Consider the following 18,392-nt stretch of genomic DNA (forward strand, 5'->3'; position numbering starts at 1 on the left):
GACCTGGAGCCTCGCCCCGGACGCACCATGGTCCCTGTGGGCCAACGCATGCGGAATATCCATGGCGACGCTGGGTTGAGATTACAGTCACTGGGCTAGGTGGACTGAGAGGAGCAGCTGGATGACAGCGCTCAACCAGCGTGAAACTGGGCACATGAGTTCGCCGCTGAACACGCACGAATACGATCGAATGCTCGAGGTGCTCAACGACTGTGCATCCGCTCGGTCGGTGGACTCCTTCCACGAGGCAGTGATGACGTCGCTGTCCCGGCACTTCGGCTACCGGACCGCGACGGTCTTCAGTGGACCCAATTTCTCGGCGCTGTTCGCCGACCCCAAACCCCTGCACATCGGCCATGCCGTGCGCATGTTCCCCGAATATCACGCTTACTGGTTCCGAGACGATTTCTTTGCCATGCCACAGTCATTGCGCTGCCTGCAGTCAACGCGCGTGTCCAGTCTGAGCGAGTTACAGCCCTCCGCTCCGCCTAAGACCCAGCGGTTTCTCGCAGACTTCTTCATCCGCGGGGGTCTGACATCCGCGGTCGGACTTTATCTCCAGGTATCGGAGAACCAGAACTCCTTCGTCGGACTGTTCGGCAACGACGATCCGGCCAAGGAACAACGGGATGCTTACATCCTTCGCAGGATGGCCGAACCACTGAACGCCATCAGCCGGTCGATGTCGCCGGCACCGGCTGACTGCCGACCCGACGCGGTCGGCAAGTTGACACCGCGTCAACGCGAGGTCGCCATGTTGATCGCCGAAGGTCTCACGAACGCGGCAATCGCCGAGCTGTTGGCACTGCGCGAGGACACCGTGAAAAAGTATGTGAGCGGAATTCTTGCCACGTTGAAGTGCCATTCACGCACACAGGTGGCGCTGCTGATCAGCGAAAGCCGATCAACGCCCCTTGACCTCCGACTTGAGACGCTTTGCCTTTCATCGTAGGCACCACCTTGAACCCCATCTGCGGGAACGCTGCGACGTGCCTGATCTCGCTACCGGCGGAATGATGTTTGCCGATCCATGCCTCGTCGAACCCCGGTGATCCAAGAGATCCACCAGTCGCAGGGCGTCTGTACCACTCCGAAAGCACCCCGCCTGCCAAACACTGCACTTTCGTGCACTAGCCACAGTGCTTCGGGTTGATCAGAGTCGGAACCGTCGGTCCAGTCGACGATGCTTCAGAGCCTGGGACCGACGCCGTCTACACAAGGAGAACATCAATGCGTGCCATAGTGATTCGCGAGTACGGATCAACCGACGTCTTGCGGATCGAAGACGTCGCCGATCCGTCGCTGACAGTCGGACAGGTCGAGATCACCGTACATGCGGCCGGTCTGAACTTTTCGGATGTCATGGCCCGTCTCGGGCACTACAAGCGCGGAACCCCCATTCCCTACATCGGCGGGTTCGAGGTGGCCGGTGTCATTTCGAAGGTGGCGTCCGACGTCACCGATCGAACGGTGGGTGAGCGTGTCATTGCCATGACCCGAAGTGGTGGATTCGCCGAGAGAATCGCTGCGGACGCCCGCGACACACTCAGACTGCCCGACGCCATGAGTTTCGAAGAGGGCGCCGCGATTCCGGTGGCCGGGACAACATCCTGGGCTGCGTTGGTCAGTTATGGCAACGTGCAGCCCGGTGAGCGGGTGTTGATCAAGGCAGCAGCCGGAGGTGTCGGCGTCGCTGCCGTACAGCTGGCCAGACGGGCGGGCGCCGAAGTGTGGGGTGCTGCCTCACCCGGGAAGCACCAGTTCCTGGAGCAACTCGGTGTGGACGCAACCGTCGACTACACCACGGAGGGCTGGGAAACCCGCCTCCCCGGTTTCGATCTCATCATGGACGCCATCGGCGGACGATCGTTTGCACAGAGCTACGACTTGCTGCGCTCGGGCGGACGTCTGGTCATCTTCGGTGCGGCGTCTTCCTTCGATGGTGGCCAACGCTCCTCTGGCGCAGACGAAGCCAAGGACTTCCGATTGATCGAGGGACTGAGCTCGGCAAATCTCCTGATGGACTCCAAGTCGTTGATCGGACTCGATCAGCGAGTTCTCTGGGATGATCGCGGGACCATCGCGCCTTGGCTGGCGCCGCTGGGCCCGGTGCTCGAGGAGGGCAGCCTCAAGGCAGTGATCAGCGAGGTCCTGCCCCTCGAAGAGGTCGCAAAAGGGCACGAAATAATCAGTGCTCGAGGCAATCTCGGCAAGGTGATCTTGACGATGAACACCTGACGGACCCCATCAAGCACCCGTCCCTTCGGGGTCGCACACCAACGGGCGCCGAGGTGCTCACGGCGGGGTCGGTGACCTCGTTTGGAACCCAATACGGTCGAACGGATGGCTCTGCGGCACAACCCTTTCCGGGTCACGAACTAGCCGAGGGCTGCTGTCATTCTGACGGTGGGGTGGTGCTGAAGATCGGCCAACAAATCTCTGTCGAGGTGAAGTTGTATGGTTCCGAGGGCGTGGAGCCGATGTAGTGTTCGCGGATCGGTCCCTGGTCGCTGATCAGATGCTCGTTTACGTGTCTTCCCAGAGCCCCGTAACTGCGGTCGATGCCGTCGTGACTGCCGGAATGGGTGAGCACCGCGAACTCGGCCTGAGGTAGGACCTCGGCGCGGACGCCGTCTGGGGGGTGCACGGAATTTGGAGCGGGTACGAAGAGTGTCGCCTCTCCCCGAGATTCGAGAAACAGCGCTCGGTCGTACAGGCCACCCGGCACGAACCCGAGAGGTGCGCTTCCTGCCGCCGCGACTGCCTCCCGCAGCGTCCCCAGCGCCATCCCGAACCAGCTGTCGATCTCGGAGACGTCGATGGTGGCGCCTACGGACCACACCGCGAACGCCGGCTTGAGATGCAACTCCACGTGGGCGGGCGTGGTTACGGGCGAGAGCAACTCGCGCAACGCGCCTACGGTGTCACGCGTTTGCTGCAGCTGCACCTCCATCTGTTCGAGATGGGTCGTGATGATCTCGGTGCGGGCCGCGGCATCTTCTGTGCTCAGCAGCGCCTTGATGTCGGGAATCGACATGCCGAGCGATCGGAACCTACGGATGATGTGCGCATGATCAACCTGGCTGGTGTCGTAAAAGCGGTAGCCGGTGTGAGAGTCGACGTGGACTGGCGCGAGGATGCCGATGTCGTGGTAATGCCGTAGCGCCTTCCTGCTCAGGGTGGTCATCACGGCGAAGTCACCGATCGAAACCCGTGCGCCCATGGCATCCTCCTGTGCAATCTGTCGCCCTGCCTCATCGGGTGAGGCCATCGTGCAGTTTCCCCCTAGGGCAAGGTCAAGTCTGAAACTAATTCTCCGGCCGGGGGTTGACCTTCCCCTTGGGGGAAGATCCACCGTGGGGTCATGACCACAGAATGGGATGCACTCCCGGACACCGTGAAGACGTTCATGACCGCGCTCGATGCTCGGGAGGTGGACCAAGCGCTGGCCACACTCACCACCGATGCCGTGGTGACCGACGAAGGCCACGACTACAAGGGACACGACGAGATCGGAGCGTGGGTCGCCACCGCGGCCGCGGAGTACACCTACACCACCGTGTTCACCGGCGCGATCACGACCGAAGCAGGCGTCGACGTCGGGCAGCACTTGGAGGGCGACTTCCCGGGCGGGGCCGCCGACCTGCACTACCGCTTCACCCTCGACGGCACTGTGATCAGCCGGGTGGTGATCGAGCCATGACGCGGCGTTGGTTCATCACCGGAGGCACCCCCGGCAACTTCGGGATGGCGTTCGCCGAGTCCGCACTCGAGGCCGGCGACCGGGTGGTACTGACCTCCCGGCGTCCGCAGGAGCTGGACAGTTGGGTGCAGCATTACGGCGACCGCGTTCTCGTGGTCCCGCTGGAGCTCACCGACGCGGCCCAGGTGCAGCGTGCGGTGCACGCCGCAGAGGAGCATTTCGGTGGCATCGATGTGCTGGTCAACAATGCCGGCCGCGGTTGGTACGGATCGATCGAAGGGATGGACGAGTCCTCGTTGCGGGCGATGTTCGAACTGAACTTCTTCGCCGTGCTGTCGGTGACACGTGCGGTGCTGCCGGGGATGCGTGCCCGCGGGAACGGGTGGATCGTCAACGTGTCGTCGGTGGCCGGGCTGGTATCAGCGCCCGGATTCGGCTACTACAGCGCGACAAAGTATGCCATCGAAGCGATCACCGATGCCCTGCGCGACGAGGTGGCTGCTCAGGGCATCTCCGTCTTGACAGTCGAGCCAGGTGCGTTCCGCACGAACGCCTACGCCGGCTTCGCCAACGAGCCCGTCGCGGAGACGATTCCGCAGTATCACGACATGCTGGAGCAGGTCCGCGCCGCCTTCGTCGAGATGGACGGGACGCAACCCGGCGACCCGCACCGCGGTGCCCGTGCGGTGATCGCAGCGATGGCTCAAGATCCGCCTCCACGCCGGCTGGTTCTGGGCAATAACGGCTACGACGCCGTCATCGATGCGCTGGAGCAGACCCTGGCCGACATCCGAGCCAACGAAAACCTCTCTCGCAGCGCGGATTTCCCCGACTGAAGATCCTGACCGAGGCGGGTTCTGAAGGGCGTGGCGTGGAGACATGATCAAGGGTGATCGCGGCGATGGCCAGGGCCCGCCGTCCTCTTCCTCATGGCGTTCGCCGGTCAGTCACTGGCGACCACCCACCAACACCGCAGAGCACGACGCTCGAAACGGATGCCCGTGACGTCGGCACTGGTAGTCGTTCTGGCATTAGTGGACTCGCTCCAGCGATCACGCCGGAGCAAGAAGCTGGATCACCTTCTCGCGGGGAAGTAGATCTCGATCGAGGTGTGCTTCATCGCTCGTTGACTGCGGGGGCGTAGAACGCGGTGGTCGCCTCGACCGCGGCGGCGACCTGATCCCGATCGCCACCCGCGGCAAGGTGAGCTTCGCCCCATGCCACGGCGCTGCGCCTGACGAACTCGCGTCCCGCGGGCAGGTTCTCGAACTCCTCGTGGTCGAGGGCCTCGCCGTCGGCCAGGAACAGAGCCAGTGTGAGGAGATGCAGGTCCCAGCCCACACCGCCGGCTCCGGGACCGTAGGTCGGGAACATGGGCTCCCCGACGGCCGCTGCGTGGACCAGTTCGAACTCGGTGCCATCGGCGGGGCCCGGGGACAGACGCACCTCGACCTCGCTGGTGCCCGGCCATTCGTCGGCCTCCGGTCCGAAAAGCCACGACACCCGTAGCAGCCGCGGCGGGTCGCACTGGAGGATCTCGCCGTGCTCGCCGCCGTCCAGTTCGAACGACCCGCCCAGCCGCAGGTCCCCGGTCACTGGCTTCAGCCAGCGGCCTAGTCGCTCAGGGTCGGTGATGGCGTTCCACACGTCGTCGACCGGCGCGTCATAGAAACGTCTCAGCTCAATTGTGTACGCGTCGCCGGCGGGGAGGGTGGCTGTACCCATCGTCCGGCGCGCAGCGGCCAGTTCGTCCATTACGTCCTTCACGTCATCTTCCTTTCGCTGGTGGATTTGCCTTGCCAACACCTTGGGTCCGGGATGCACGCCTGCCGCGGGCCAGCTCCGTGCCCAGGGCATCGAGCCGCTGATCCCAGAACTTGCGAAACCGGTCCAACCACACATCAACCTCGCTTAGCGATGTGGGGTCGACGGCGTAGAACCGGCGGGCTCCCTCGGCTCGGACCGACGCGAACCCGTTCTCACGCAGAACGCGCAGATGCTGCGAGACAGCCGGCTGGGACACTGCGAACTCGGCCCGGATCACGTCGGTGATCGCGCCAGAGGTCTGCTCGCCGTCGGCGAGCAATTCCAGAATGCGCCGGCGCACGGGGTCGCCGAGGATGTCGAACGCGTGCACAAACCGAATCAAAACAGCCGCGACTTATATAAGTGACACCCGGTGCTTAAAGATCGTCCGTGGTGTCAAGCCCATTGACTCCCGATTCGCACCCTTCGATGCAGTGTCGAACGAGACCGAAATCCGGCGGCATCCGAGACCGACGTAATTAGGACCGCGTGGATCTGAGCTTGTTAGGCCGTTTCGGGTATCTGCCGTGCGCTAGGCCACAATGTCGCGGCCGCCGCGCACCGGTGCAATCCTTCTGTGGTCGTTCGATGGAGAAGTACCTGCCGGCGGCACGGTTTCCGCCGTCGAGCTTCAGCGGCAGGTTCTTCTGGCCATTGGTTGGTCCTGGAAACGGGCTGCCTCGGGGCCGGTATTTAGCTCAGGGCGCTGTTAGCGTCGAGGCATGGTGTCCGCGTCGGCCATGCAGTGAGAACCCCCTTCCAGCCGCACCGAGAACCACGACCACAACCCTCCGGCCCCGCAGCGCCTCGCCGCCGCCTCGGTCTCTTGCAGGCCTCACCCGCTCACTCGGCGGCTTCGGCATTCTGCAAGGGCTAGCGTGGCGCAATGGGTTTGTTCAGCCATGAGGAGTTCCGCGACCCGGACGAGGGCGTTGCTGGCGGCGCTAGTGGTGGGCCCGTTGTGAGGGCTCGCGGTGCTGATGTTGACCAATTCGGGTCAGATCATCCGGTGGTCGTTGGTCCGGGGTTACCGCCCGAGGATGGTTCTTGCGGTCAATTCGCCGTGCAGTTTCACGTGTCGACGTCAATGCTGGTCGGGTTGAAACGCATTGCTGATATGCGCGGGGTCAGCGTGCCGGAGGTGTGCCGGCACGTTATCGGTGTGTTTGTCGCCCAGCAGGAGGGCGAATTGGGTGCGTTGCTCGCTGCTGAGGCCGAAGTGGCCGACTACCGGCCGAGTTTGGGTGACGCATAGGCGCACGCTGCTGGGGTGGATCACTCGGACAGTGTCGTCGGCCGCCACTCAGATCGGCGTGGGTATGAAACGCCCGGCCCGCGGCTTCCGCGGGAGTGGTCCATCCCCGGCGCTGACCAGCGGCCGACCAGCAGTGCTACCGCTGGCTCGATGGGCGGAATCTCATTCAAATGTCCAATCGGACATCAGATGGATATTTCAATTCAGAATTGGACATCAAACTTGAGAAGGCACACTCCTATGATCTGTGGCTTCTCATGTTTCGTGTCCACTTATGACCCCCAGACCTGCATGAATCTCGGCGTTCTCAATCGATGTCCACACCGCCGATTCTCACTTTCATGTCCACTTCGAGACTGATGCGGAACCGCGCGTCAAGCCGCCATGCGACGACAACCGCGCACTGGACACCCATTCGTCACTGTGACGCAGCTACGCTGTCCGCTCAGATAAGGGTTATGATCGCCGATACATGTTGTGCAACAGAGTATTCCGCCGCCTTCATCCATCCCGAATCTCATTACTTTCCAGAGGCGTGTGCGGAGAATCGCGCCGAGAGCTTCGATCAGCGCGTGGAGGTCGGATGCCTGGACCTCAGGCCTGTTGTCCACCTGGCCGTCCTTGCGCGTGCTGCGCGCAAGACCTCGCGGGTCATAAGTGATTACCGTGCGGTCAGGAAAGAGCGGCACCAACGCGCTGAAGCCGCTGGCGTCCATGGGTTGGCCGATCTTTAATAGAGGCCGACGTCCGCCGGCGGTCGGCAGCGGTCCTGATCATTACCAGTAGGCACAGCGCACCTGCTCCAGTCGGACCTTGGGGTGGATGCCGTCGAGACACTGGTAAAACGTAGTCAGTACTGATCTTCAGGACAGTGTGCATGCGGTCAATCTAGGTGGCCGTGCCGTGTGCGGTTGTGGATAATGGCTGGGGAGGGGAGTACTTCACAAGGTCGCTCCGGTCACTACGGACAGCATCCGATGTCCCCGGAAGGCCGCCACGGTGCGGGCGAAGGAGACCTCGAACCTATAAGAGTTCGAGGAGCTTTCATGAATGACTCGTTATCCGGCCTCGACGCAGAGCCCGCCGCGTCGATCGGGTCTCCGTGGCTGTGGACCGTCAGCATCGCAGTGCTGCTGGCGTTGCTCACCGCCGATTTTCTGGTAACCCGCCGACAGCACGAGGCCTCGATGCGCGAGGCCGTGGCCTGGTCGGCGTTCTACCTTGCCTTGCCGTTGGCCTTCGGACTCTTCGTCTGGATGGCCTATGGCGGCGCTCCGGCGGTGGAGTTCACCACTGGGTACGTGGTGGAGAAATCCCTGTCCGTGGACAACTTGTTCGTGTTCATGTTGTTGTTGGCCGGCTTCGCCGTGCCGCGCGACCTGCAGCAGCGGGTGTTGTTGTACGGCATCATCGGCGCGTTGGTACTGCGGGGAATCTTCATCGCCGCCGGCGCTGCCATGCTGCAGGCTGGCACCTGGGCATTTCTGTTGTTCGGCGCGATCCTGTTCGTCACCGCCGGCAAGATCCTGCACGACGCCGTGACCGAGCGGGCGTTCATCGGCGACGTCTCGCAGTTGCGGTCGGTGCGCCTGCTGCGCCGGTTGATGCCCGTCACCGACGATTATCGCGGCACAGAACTGACCGTTCGCGAGAACGGTCGCCGCGCCTTGACCCCACTGGCCGTGGTGGTGGTCGCGATCTTCGCCACCGACGTGGTGTTCGCGCTGGATTCCGTGCCCGCGGTGTACGGCATCACTGAAGATCCCTACCTCGTGTTCGCGACCAATGCCTTTGCGTTGCTGGGCCTGCGTGCCCTGTACTTCGTGCTGCAGACCGCGCTCGCCGAGCTCGCACACCTCAATCACGGTTTGGCAGTGATCCTCGCGTTCATCGGGGTGAAACTGGTGCTGCACTGGGCGCACGGCATCTGGCCTGCGGTGCCGGAGATTCCCACACCGATCTCATTGGCGGTGATCGTGATCGTCTTGGTGACGGTGACCTTGACCAGTCTGCGTGCCCGCAAGACCGAACAATCCACTGCCGCACCGAGGAACTGACGATGCTCTACGCCGCCCTGCTCGAACTTATCGCGACCGTGTTGGTGCTGAGCGCCTTGATCATCAGCTGTGCGGCGCTGTGGGATGCCCGTCCACCACGCGGACCGAGTCCTTAGCAAGCCCGAGATCCGAGCTGGCCTTGGCGGTTTCTGATGCGCCCTTCGCTCCAGCTGCGCAAACAACGGGACTGAGCTGATCACAGTGTCGGGGCTTGATGGCCCATCAGGTCGGCGAGGCCCGCAGCGTAGGACGCGGGGGTGAGATCCTCGAAAAACAGCCGCTGCACCATGAAGCCAGGGATCAGTCCGATCAATAGGTGAGCCGTCCGCGCCGGATCAGCGTCGCTCGGCAGGTGCCCAGCGGCGGTCGCGGCCTCGACATAGGTGGCCCACGCCGCACGGCCGCGGCTGCCCTCCCGCCGGTAGATCGCCATGATCTCGGGATCCCGAGCCGCCTCAGCCCAGGCCTGCAGCGCCACTCGATGTAGTTCGACCCCGCGCTCCTCGCCCAACGCGACGACCCGCTCCAGCACAGCGGCGAGCACCTCGTGTGGCGGCGGGACCTCGGCGGCGGCACGGTCCAACACGACTGACAGTCCCTCGCCGGCCACGAGCTCGGCGATCGCCCGGATCAGGTCGTCTTTGCCCTTGAAGTAGAGGTACACCGCGCCCGCTGACAGGCCGGACTCCGCGACCACGGCCGCCATGGTCGTCTTGTGGAAGCCGTCGCGAGCGACACAACGCAGCATCGCGTCGATGATCTGCTCCCGGCGGGCCTCCCGATGCTGCTGACTCACCTTCGGCACGATCAGAGCATGCCACAAAATGAACGCTCGTTCTTGACATGTCGATGGCAAGCGTTGCATCATTTTGATACCGAACGAACATTCATTTTAGGAGACGAAGGGATGCTGGTCCCGGAGCCGTTTCCGTGGCGCGCATCCACATTCGGTCGATAACTAGGAGCCTCGATGACACCACGGAGGACCGGCGCATCCGTTGGTCGGCTTTGGCATTACCCCGTTAAGTCGATGCAGGGCGCCGAAGTCGAGGAAGTTCTGATTGGCCCTGGCGGCGTGGTGGGTGACCGCGCCTACGGGTTCCTGGACATCGAGACGGGCAAAGTGGTCAGTGCCAAACGTCCCAAGCGCTACGGCGCCCTGATGGAGTGCCAGGCGCGATTCCTGTCGCCGCCCCGTCCCGACGCGCCAGCTCCGCCGATAGAGGTCACTTTCCCGGACGGCGCGGTGGTGCGGGATGACCCGTCCGAGCTGACGCGCCGCGTGTCGGAGTTGATGGGTCGCGACGTGCGCCTGCTGACCGGCGCGCCGGAGGGAGCCTCGTCGGAGTTGGCCATGCCTGGCATCGAGGATGTCGAGCCAGGGGCGCTGAGGTCGCTGTTCCGCGACGAAGGAGGCGAGCAGGTCAGGGACTTCGCTGTCGGAATGGCAGCACCCGGCACCCTGCTCGACATCGGTCCTCTGCACGTCCTGGCTGCGGGCACGCTGCGCGGACTGGCGGCCGAATACCCGGCCGGTGACTGGGATCCGCGGCGGCTGCGGCCGAACTTGCTCATCGACGACGGTGGCGAACTGGGCGAGGAGGACGACTGGCTGGGCTGTGATCTCCGCATCGGCACTGAGGTGGTGGTCCATGTCGTGCTGCCCGTGCCGCGGTGCGTGATGACGACGCTCGCACAACCTGGTTTGCCGAGGGACATGGGTGTGCTGAAGGCGATCGCTCGAGTCGGCCGTAAGCAATTGGGTCCGTTGGGCCAAGTCGCCTGTGCCGGAAGCTATGCGAAGGTGGTCAGGCCCGGCGTAGTGCGCACCGGCGATCCGATTGGCATCGAACGCATCGAGTCCACAGAGGACGCGCTCGCGGCGATGCTCGGGACACCGTCGGCGGGAAATGCCAAACGACCCTGATCCGGTGTGGTTCCTGCGCCAGCAAGCTGTTCAACGACTGCCTTGATCCACCTCGGTAGCCGGGGGCGCGAGTGCTTTTCACATCATCAGTCCGACGGGAGCACAGATGCCAACAATCGATGTCAACGGGACCACGCTCTATTACGAGCTTCGGGGAGCGGGCCCGCCTGTCCTGCTGATCATGGGTGCGACCGGAGACGGCGGCCATTTCGATGCGTTCGCCGACTGGTTGGCTGATGAGTTTCATGGTCATCAGCTATGACCGGCGCGGAAACTCACGTAGTCCTGTTCCCGACAACTGGCAGACGACATCGCCGGAGGAGCAGGCCGACGACGCGGCGGCCCTGCTGAACGCACTAGGGACTGGTCCTGCGGCGGTCTTCGGTACCAGCGGTGGCGGGACCTTCGCGCTCTGTCTCATGATCCGCCATCCCGCCTCGGTGCGCGGCGCAATCCTCCACGAGCCGATGTTGTACGCCTTGGTCGACAACATCGATGCGGTTCCAGCCCCGGTGAGGGCGTCGATCCAGAAGGCGCTCGAAGTCGGTGGGCCGCCCGCTGCGGTGGAGCCGTTCTGGCGCTACGTGGCCGGGGGCGACGGCTGGGCCCGGCTTGCACCTGCACTTCGTGAGCGCCTGCGGACTCCGCCCGTACATTGTTCGGGGTCGAGCTTGGGACCTACGAGCTCTACATGCCCGACGATGAGGCGTTGGCAGCCATCACCGTCCCGGTGCGCCTGCTCGTCAGCGAGGACATCCTTCCGGTCTTCGTCCAGGTGGCCGGTCGTTTCGGCAAGCGTCTTGGCGTCGATGTCGTCGCCGTGCCAGGCACGCACGCGACATATCACGAGCACCCTCACGAACTCGCGCAAGCAATACGCCCGTTTCTCCGTGAGGTCAGTGGGCTCGAATAGCCGCACACCCGCGCTGGCACGTCACGATCGTCCGTTCCTTGCGGACAAGGCCTCAGGTACCGGCGAGCGCCGTGAGCCGAGCCCGGAGCGCGACCCACCAACGTCCTCCGACACGGTGAACACCTTGTCCCCGTCGTCATGGTCGGCGACGTGAAAGATCATGCGCACCAACCGGTTGACTACCGACAGCACCTTCTCGCGGCGCTGCGCCTTCACCAGGCGCTCATAGTTCAAGTACGTCGTTGGCGATGAAACCGCGTAGCTCGGCGGCAAGCCGGTTCGGCTGGTCCTGGGGTATCAGTGTGTAGCTGTCGTCGATCTCGACGAGGCGGGCGCGTGAGAACAACGCAGCCAGCCGTTGCCCGTGCTCGGCGGGCATCAACTTGTCTTCGGTGGCCCACACCACGAGTACCGGCCGGTCAAATGTGCCCAGTCGCTCGGACAGTCGCATGAGCTCTTGTCGGCTCGGTGTCGAGCGCGCGAACGTGCGCAGGTCACGGCGCACTCCGGGGTCGACGAGCGCTGGCCGGAACCAGCGGTCCATTAAATCTTTCGGTATGGGGCGCTTACTCATCCAGCCCCAGCCGCCGGGGGCGCGACGGAACCAGTCGGACCGTTGCAGCTGCATCGCGAGCCAGAGCGCACCCGGGATCCGGGCGCTGGCCGCGATCATCTTTCCCGGCATCCCGGGCGGGAAGTTGTCGAATGCTTCGCAGGCGGCCAGGACCAGGCCGGCGATCCGATCGGTGCCGTCTGCGACGAGGAACTGCGCACCGCCCCAGTCGTTGAGCACCAGGGTCACCTCGCGGAGATCCAGCGCCACCAAGAGTTCTCCGACGAGTTCAGCGACGCCGGTGTGGGTCACCAGGTCAGGGCGCTTCATCGGCATCCGGTGACTGCCCAGCGGCAGCGTCGGACAGATGCACCGGTGCTCGGGCGCCAGCCGATCGACCACGCCGCGCCACAGCGACGCGTCCATGTTGACCCCGTGCAGCAGCACCACCACGGGTCCGTCTCCGCCGGTGTCGAGGTAGTCGATTTCGCCGGCGCTCAATTCGAGCCGGCGTATGTGTTCTCGGAATCCTCCACTGTCCTGCATGCCTCGCCCTCCCGCTCGCCAATCGACCGTGCACCTGGACAGACCGACCGTCGGTCTGTAGCCTAGGCGGTGTGCGAGAGGTCAAGCAACCGGAGGTGCGAAAGAGTGAGATCGTCACCACCGCACTGAAACTGTTCACCGAGAGCGGATACGAGAAGACAACGGTCGCCGCGATCATCGGCGAGCTCGGCGTCGCAAAGGGCTGCTTCTACCACCACTTCCGGTCCAAGGACGAGGTGTTCGAAGCGTGCGTGCTGACCGTTGTGCAGCAGATAGTCGACGCATCCCTGGCCAGCCTCGAGGACCGCTCGGTGTCCCCTGCTGCTCGCCTGATGTCTTATGTCGACTACAGCTACTGGCAGGCCACCGGTGCGGCCTCCTCGGAGCTGCTGCGGGACCTGTATTCGCACACATTCGCCGACATCCACAGCCGTGTGACCGCGCAAGTGGCCGCGAGCTTGCTTCCCGCGATGACGGCGCTGATCGAAGAGGGCACACAGGCCGGCGAATTCGCCGTCACCGATGCCGGCTTCACCGCCATCGCCGTGCTGGGTGCGCTGCAGGGTCTTCACGAGGCCTACGCAGGGATCACCGATCTGGATTTCACCGAACATCGCCGCCAGCTCATCGAGCTGCTCGAAAGGATTCTCGCGGCTCAGTTCGCCTGACCCGAAAGGAAGTTGATGGACACCACCGTCGTGCAGTTCGACTCCGCCGGGACCTCATGCGTCGGGCAGGCGTATCTGCCCCACGTTGAAGGCCCGTGCCCGTGCGTGATTCTGTGCACGGGTTTCGCCGGAACTCAGGACACCCCGTCGCTGGTGTTCACCGCACGCGCCTTCGCCGACGCCGGGTTCGTCGCGATCACCTTCGACTACCGCAGCTTCGGCTCGAGTTCCGGCGAGCCGCGGCAGTTGGTGGACATCGAGGGTCAGCTCGCCGATATCCGGTCGGCCATCGACTACGCGCGTACCCGTCGTGATGTCGACCCTGAACGCGTGACGCTGTGGGGCACCTCGCTGGGCGGCGGTCACGTCGTCACCGTCGCGGCCGGAGATCCCCGAATCTGCGCCGTGGTCGCCCAAGTGCCGTTCAACGGATTTCCCAAGAAGGTCGAGCAACGGTCGACGAGGACGACCCTCAAGCTGCTGACGGCGATCGTGCGCGACAAGCTGCGCGGCACGCTCGGCCGCGTCCCGTACTACATCAAGGTGATCGGAACGCCGGACGAGATCGCTGTCATCGGGAGCTCCGAAGCACTTCAAGCGATCTCGGATACGACAAGTGAGTCGTGGCAGAACCAGGTCGCCCCGCGTGGGCTGCTGGACATGATGCGGTACAAACCCGGGCGGTTCGCGGAGCGATTGCGGATGCCGGTGCTGGTGTGCATCGCCGACTTCGACGCAGAAACCCTCGGCGCGGACAGCATCGAGATCGCGCAGCGGGCCCCCCGCGGGCATGTTCGAAGCTACCCGGTCAGCCACTTCGGCATCTACCGACCCGATGTTCGACAGAACGTCGTCGCCGATCAGGTCGCGTTCGTGCGCAGCGCGGTCAAACACACTGTGCAGGAGGAGCATTCGTGATGGCTGATCAAACTGATGTGCTGGTGATCGGCGCGGGTCCCACCGGGCTGACCATAGCGACCGACCTAGCGCGACGCGGCATCCGCACCCGGATCGTGGACGCAGCGGCCGGACCCAACACCGAGACCCGCGCGCTGGGGATGCAGGCCCGCAGCCTGGAGCTGTTCGAGAAACACGGGATCACCAGCGAACTGCTCGCACGGGGCCTGCAGACCCACACCTTCAACGTGTTCAGCGAGAACCATCAGATCCTGCGGACCAGCTTCGCACAGCTGGATTCCCCATACCCCTTCTTGCTGATGATCCCGCAGAACGAGGTCCAGGACGTACTCGCCGCCAACCTCGCGACGCTGGGCACCCGAGTCGAGCACCACGTCGAGCTGGTCGCGCTGACCCAGCACACCGACCATGTGACAGCCGAGCTGCGCCACGCCGATGGGCGGGTGGAATCCGCCGACGCCGACTGGGTCATCGGCGCCGACGGTGCGCACAGCACAGTACGGCGCCTGCTGGGACTGCGCTTCCTGGGCACCTCGTTCGAGGAGAACTTCGCCGTTGCCGACCTGCGAATGAAGTGGTCGCTGCCCGCGGATGAGTTCTTCGCCTTCCTCAACCGCGGCAGATTCGTGGCCTACTTCCCGATGCTGCACGGCTGGCACCGCATTGCAGTAGCCCAGCCCGAACGGCCGACTCCGACCGGCGCGGTGACAATTGAGGAGCTTCAGCGCGCGGTCGATGTGTGCGCGCCGCACGGAGCCGCGATCGCCGAGGTCAGACAGGCCGGGCGGTTCCGAATCAACCAGCGCCGGGTCGAATCACATTCGGCTGGCCGCGTTTTCCTGGCCGGCGACGCCGCCCATATCCACTCCGTGGTCGGCGCTCAGGGAATGAACACCGGGATTCAAGATGCCTTCAATCTGGGCTGGAAGCTGGCCGCGGTGGTACGCGGGTGGGCCGAACCGGCACTGCTGGACACCTACGCCGCCGAGCGAGCGCCCGTCGCCCGGCGCCTGGTGAAGGGCACCCGGCGCATCACGCGAATGACGTTGCTGCGCAACCCAGTATCCACGGCGTTCCGGCGTCGCATCGCCCCGCCCGTACTGGGGCGCGCACACGTCCAGCGCACGCTCACCCGGGCGATCTCCCAGATCGACGTGTCCTATCACGACGGGTCCGGTTCAGCGCCGCACGGCCGGGTCGCCGTCGGAGACCGGGCACCCGACCTGCTGATCACCGGACCCGGTGGCGAAGCGATCCGCCTGTTCGATCTGCTGGACACCGACAGACACACCCTGCTGGTCCTCGGCGAGGAAATACACGAACTCGACGGGAGGTACGGCCACCACCGGGAGTTCGTGCATATCGTGCAGGTAGCTGACCCCGCTGCGGCTTCCGCCTACGGACTCGCCGGCGGTGGGTCAGTGCTCATTCGTCCGGACGGCTACATCGCCGCCCGCAGCACCGCCACCCACCCGGCGATCCTGGATGAGCACATTCGCCGCGCTTCCTCCGGACACGTACTGGAGCACCGATGAAAGCGGTCTGGATGACCGGCTTCGGCGGCCCGGACGTGCTGCGCGTCGTCGACACCCCTGTTCCAGTACCCGGCCCAGGGCAGGTACTGATCGAGGTCGAGGCGGCCGGCGTCACCTACGGCGACGTGATGAAACGGCAGGGCGGCTTCGGCAACGACTTCGAACTGCCCGCAGGGCTGGGCCAGGAGGTCGCCGGCACGGTCCGACAGACCTGCGCCGGTGGGCCCGCGATGGGCTCGCGGGTGGCCGCGATGGTCGACCATGGCTACGCCGAATACGCGGTGGCACGGTCCGATGCCGTGGTGACACTGCCCGACGCGGTCGACTACCGCAGCGCAGCCGCGCTGTGGGTGCACGGTCTGACCGCCTACCAAACAATCTGCGACGCAGGACATCTCAGCTCCGGCGAAACCATACTGGTGCACGCCGCCGCCGGAGGCGTCGGAACCCTGGCCACCCAGCTGGGTACATTGCTCGGAGCCGGTCGCGTCATCGGGACCGCGGGCACGCCGGACAAACTCGACCACGTCCGCGCGCACGGCGCCGATCTCGCTGTCGACTACTCCGACCCCGGATGGGCCAAGGCCGTCCTCGACGCGACCCACGGGCATGGCGTCGACCTCGTGTTGGACTCGGTCGGAGGTCACATCTCCGAACAAACCCTCGAATGCACTGCCCCGTTCGGCCGCATCGTCAGTTTCGGTGCCGCGAGCGGAACCGTCGCCTCGTATACCGGAATGTCGCTGATGACAAACAATCTGACCGTGACGGGGTACTCATTGCTGGGCTGGCTGAAGCGCTCGGACCGGATCGGGCAGGCCCTTCAACGGCTCCTCGGCTTCGTCGCCCGCAACGAACTACAACTGACCATCACCGACCACTCGCTCGGTGACGTCGTGGCTGCACACCAAGCACTCGGCGAACGCCACACCGTCGGCAAGGTGATCCTGCGACCGTAGGCGGACCTGCCCACCGCCTGCGTGACCTCGTCGCCGCGAATCCGTCGGCATCGCCGCAGACATCTGTGTGGTCCCGAGGTCCTCGGGACGCGGAAGTGCTGCTCGGTCAACTCCCGCAGCAAAGCGTGCTTGTTTGGGAAGTACTGGTAGAGCCTGGTTAGACCTGCCGCCGACGTGCTGCGCCACGCGGACTGTAGCTACACAGTCAATCCCGCTACGTCGTCGAAGGTTTGGCTCCAGTGGCGCCTACGCCCAACTTACGTTCCCCGTGCGCTGTCGTGTGGCTGCGTCGTTCTGCTGCGGTGAGTGCGAAGAAGACCAGCGGGATCACCAGCTCAAGAGTAAGCAGGGGGATTTGGAACCAGTGCGGCCATCCGTACACCCCCACCGACAGCACCCGGCCCAAGCCGCCGAGCAGGAACACCGCGGCCAGCCAGTTCACCGCCGTTAGGGGGATGCTGGGTTGACGGGCGGCCCAGATGTAGGCGAGCCCGTACCCGATGAAGATCGCGGCGTAGAACCGCTCGCGGCTGTCGACCGTGGCCCGCGCCTCGCCCTCGATCGCGCCGGCACCCGGCACCGACCACATGCCGCCCACCAGGTGGTAAATCCCGATCGCGACGAGTGTCACTCCCATCAACCACAAAAAGCCACGCAGTATCCGAGTAATCATGTCCGACACCACCCAAGTTGACAGTTGTCTACTTAGGCACCGTATGTCCGTGGTAGACAGATGTCAACTAGCATGCCCTGGTGACCGCGAACCGCCGACTCGCTTCCGACGACCGTCGGGCGAGTCTGCTCGAGGTCGCCGCGCAGCTATTCGCCGAGCGTCCCTACGACGACGTCTCGATGGAGGACGTGGCCGCCCGCGGCGGTGTGTCGAGAGCGCTGCTCTACCGCCACTTCCCCAGCAAGCCAAAGCTGTTCGCGGCCATGTACCAACAGGCCGCCGATCGGCTCCTGCACGAGACCGCGTTCGATGCCGGCGTCCCCCTCGCCCATCAGATCAAAATTGGGCTCGACGCCCACTTCGACTACTTCGAGGCCAACCGCTACACGGTGCTGGCTGCCAACCGCACCCTCGCGGGCGATCCAACCATCCAAGCGGTCATCAACGGCGAGTTGGAGGCGCTGCGCAGTCGCATGGTGAGCGCCGCGGGTCTCGACGACCCGACGCACCAGATCGTTTCGACCATACTGATGAGCTGGCTTGTCTTCGTGCGCGTGATGAGCGTGGACTGGCTCGCCAACAACGCCGTCTCGCGTGTCCAATTGCGTGACATCTGCGTCGGCGCGCTCCTCGGCGCCCTCGAAAACACCGTCGACGTTACTCAACCTCACACCGACACGGACTGAACCAACGCCCCGGCGGCACGTGTCGTCGCACTTGCGACCCGACAGGCCGATCACTGTCTCGCAGCACTCTAAACAGAGCGTGACGTCGGTTCGGACCGGAGGCCGTTCAAAGTCGCGAGCAGCGCGGGGGTCGACGAGGAAAAGCAGGCGACCATAGCGGATGCGTCGTTACCGTCTATCGGGACAGACGGTG

The 18,392-nt window shown here is 64.4% G+C and carries 21 protein-coding genes; 14 read left to right on the forward strand and 7 right to left on the reverse strand.

The annotated features are described in order from the left end of the window. The first annotated feature begins 121 nt into the window (after positions 1-121). Together ABDC78_RS29275 and ABDC78_RS29280 are read left to right on the forward strand one after the other, a co-directional pair. On the forward strand, positions 122-952 hold the full coding sequence (locus ABDC78_RS29275) for a LuxR C-terminal-related transcriptional regulator (protein WP_178357712.1): 831 nt from the start codon (positions 122-124) through the stop codon (positions 950-952). A 278-nt stretch (positions 953-1,230) separates the two neighbouring features. Continuing rightward, complete coding sequence (locus tag ABDC78_RS29280) at positions 1,231-2,238, forward strand: zinc-binding dehydrogenase (protein ID WP_178357713.1); 1,008 nt, start codon at positions 1,231-1,233, stop codon at positions 2,236-2,238. Between the two features lie 157 nt (positions 2,239-2,395). Here ABDC78_RS29280 and ABDC78_RS29285 read toward each other — a convergent pair whose 3' ends face one another. Further along, positions 2,396-3,223, reverse strand: coding sequence for a MerR family transcriptional regulator (locus ABDC78_RS29285; protein ID WP_178357714.1), 828 nt, complete (start codon positions 3,221-3,223; stop codon positions 2,396-2,398). Positions 3,224-3,364: 141 nt separating this feature from the next. Here ABDC78_RS29285 and ABDC78_RS29290 point away from each other — a divergent pair, with 141 nt between their 5' ends. Then, positions 3,365-3,703: a nuclear transport factor 2 family protein gene (locus ABDC78_RS29290; RefSeq protein ID WP_178357715.1), complete on the forward strand. Its 339-nt coding sequence runs from the start codon at positions 3,365-3,367 to the stop codon at positions 3,701-3,703. Next, a complete protein-coding gene (locus tag ABDC78_RS29295; RefSeq protein WP_178357716.1) occupies positions 3,700-4,539 on the forward strand; it encodes an SDR family NAD(P)-dependent oxidoreductase in 840 nt (279 codons plus the stop codon). The genes ABDC78_RS29290 and ABDC78_RS29295 overlap by 4 nt, the downstream gene beginning before the upstream one ends. A gap of 280 nt (positions 4,540-4,819) precedes the next feature. Here ABDC78_RS29295 and ABDC78_RS29300 read toward each other — a convergent pair whose 3' ends face one another. Then, positions 4,820-5,470, reverse strand: a complete 651-nt coding sequence (locus tag ABDC78_RS29300; RefSeq protein WP_347133274.1) for an SRPBCC domain-containing protein — start codon at positions 5,468-5,470, stop codon at positions 4,820-4,822. A gap of 1 nt (position 5,471) precedes the next feature. Next, the gene (locus tag ABDC78_RS29305; RefSeq protein ID WP_178357717.1) at positions 5,472-5,840 is read right to left on the reverse strand and encodes a metalloregulator ArsR/SmtB family transcription factor; all 369 of its coding nucleotides are present in this window, start codon (positions 5,838-5,840) and stop codon (positions 5,472-5,474) included. 555 nt (positions 5,841-6,395) lie between these two features. Here ABDC78_RS29305 and ABDC78_RS29310 point away from each other — a divergent pair. After that, positions 6,396-6,764 carry a hypothetical protein gene (locus tag ABDC78_RS29310; protein WP_178357718.1) on the forward strand — a complete coding sequence of 123 codons (369 nt, stop codon included), beginning with the start codon at positions 6,396-6,398 and terminating at the stop codon, positions 6,762-6,764. A gap of 977 nt (positions 6,765-7,741) precedes the next feature. Continuing rightward, positions 7,742-8,821, forward strand: coding sequence for a TerC/Alx family metal homeostasis membrane protein (locus ABDC78_RS29315; protein WP_347133275.1), 1,080 nt, complete (start codon positions 7,742-7,744; stop codon positions 8,819-8,821). 196 nt (positions 8,822-9,017) lie between these two features. Here the strand turns inward: ABDC78_RS29315 and ABDC78_RS29320 are convergent, their stop codons facing one another. Beyond that, positions 9,018-9,626 (reverse strand): TetR family transcriptional regulator, encoded by a 609-nt coding sequence (locus ABDC78_RS29320; protein ID WP_178357720.1) that lies wholly within the window; start codon positions 9,624-9,626, stop codon positions 9,018-9,020. A gap of 225 nt (positions 9,627-9,851) precedes the next feature. Between ABDC78_RS29320 and ABDC78_RS29325 the strand changes: the two genes are divergently transcribed. From ABDC78_RS29325 to ABDC78_RS29335, 3 genes are all read left to right on the forward strand, one after another. After that, entirely contained in the window at positions 9,852-10,748 is an 897-nt protein-coding gene (locus tag ABDC78_RS29325) for an MOSC domain-containing protein (protein WP_178357802.1), read from the forward strand. 106 nt (positions 10,749-10,854) lie between these two features. Further along, complete coding sequence (locus ABDC78_RS29330; protein WP_178357721.1) at positions 10,855-11,010, forward strand: hypothetical protein; 156 nt, start codon at positions 10,855-10,857, stop codon at positions 11,008-11,010. Positions 11,011-11,439: 429 nt separating this feature from the next. Further along, a complete protein-coding gene (locus tag ABDC78_RS29335; RefSeq protein WP_256735910.1) occupies positions 11,440-11,661 on the forward strand; it encodes an alpha/beta hydrolase in 222 nt (73 codons plus the stop codon). Positions 11,662-11,682: 21 nt separating this feature from the next. Here ABDC78_RS29335 and ABDC78_RS29340 read toward each other — a convergent pair whose 3' ends face one another. Beyond that, a complete protein-coding gene (locus ABDC78_RS29340) occupies positions 11,683-11,877 on the reverse strand; it encodes a hypothetical protein (RefSeq protein ID WP_347133276.1) in 195 nt (64 codons plus the stop codon). A 7-nt stretch (positions 11,878-11,884) separates the two neighbouring features. After that, positions 11,885-12,715, reverse strand: a complete 831-nt coding sequence (locus tag ABDC78_RS29345; RefSeq protein ID WP_306172901.1) for an alpha/beta hydrolase — start codon at positions 12,713-12,715, stop codon at positions 11,885-11,887. Positions 12,716-12,831: 116 nt separating this feature from the next. Between ABDC78_RS29345 and ABDC78_RS29350 the strand changes: the two genes are divergently transcribed. Genes ABDC78_RS29350 through ABDC78_RS29365 form a run of 4 tightly spaced genes read left to right on the forward strand, consistent with a single transcriptional unit; the run spans position 12,832 to position 16,840 of the window. After that, the gene (locus tag ABDC78_RS29350; RefSeq protein ID WP_178357723.1) at positions 12,832-13,428 is read left to right on the forward strand and encodes a TetR/AcrR family transcriptional regulator; all 597 of its coding nucleotides are present in this window, start codon (positions 12,832-12,834) and stop codon (positions 13,426-13,428) included. Positions 13,429-13,443: 15 nt separating this feature from the next. Beyond that, positions 13,444-14,346 carry an alpha/beta fold hydrolase gene (locus ABDC78_RS29355; protein ID WP_178357724.1) on the forward strand — a complete coding sequence of 301 codons (903 nt, stop codon included), beginning with the start codon at positions 13,444-13,446 and terminating at the stop codon, positions 14,344-14,346. After that, positions 14,346-15,881, forward strand: a complete 1,536-nt coding sequence (locus ABDC78_RS29360) for an FAD-dependent oxidoreductase (RefSeq protein ID WP_178357725.1) — start codon at positions 14,346-14,348, stop codon at positions 15,879-15,881. Before ABDC78_RS29355 ends, ABDC78_RS29360 begins: the two co-directional genes overlap by 1 nt. After that, the gene (locus ABDC78_RS29365; protein ID WP_178357726.1) at positions 15,878-16,840 is read left to right on the forward strand and encodes a zinc-binding dehydrogenase; all 963 of its coding nucleotides are present in this window, start codon (positions 15,878-15,880) and stop codon (positions 16,838-16,840) included. Before ABDC78_RS29360 ends, ABDC78_RS29365 begins: the two co-directional genes overlap by 4 nt. Before the next feature lie 214 nt (positions 16,841-17,054). On the opposite strand, the gene ABDC78_RS29370 is transcribed toward ABDC78_RS29365, so the two are convergent. Beyond that, the gene (locus ABDC78_RS29370) at positions 17,055-17,477 is read right to left on the reverse strand and encodes a DUF4345 domain-containing protein (RefSeq protein ID WP_347133550.1); all 423 of its coding nucleotides are present in this window, start codon (positions 17,475-17,477) and stop codon (positions 17,055-17,057) included. Between the two features lie 116 nt (positions 17,478-17,593). Here ABDC78_RS29370 and ABDC78_RS29375 point away from each other — a divergent pair, with 116 nt between their 5' ends. Beyond that, positions 17,594-18,199 carry a TetR/AcrR family transcriptional regulator gene (locus ABDC78_RS29375; RefSeq protein ID WP_178357728.1) on the forward strand — a complete coding sequence of 202 codons (606 nt, stop codon included), beginning with the start codon at positions 17,594-17,596 and terminating at the stop codon, positions 18,197-18,199. The last annotated feature ends 193 nt before the right edge of the window (positions 18,200-18,392 follow it).

Origin of the sequence: Mycobacterium sp. DL (genome assembly GCF_039729195.1) — a bacterium.
Lineage (GTDB): Bacteria > Actinomycetota > Actinomycetes > Mycobacteriales > Mycobacteriaceae > Mycobacterium > Mycobacterium hippocampi_A.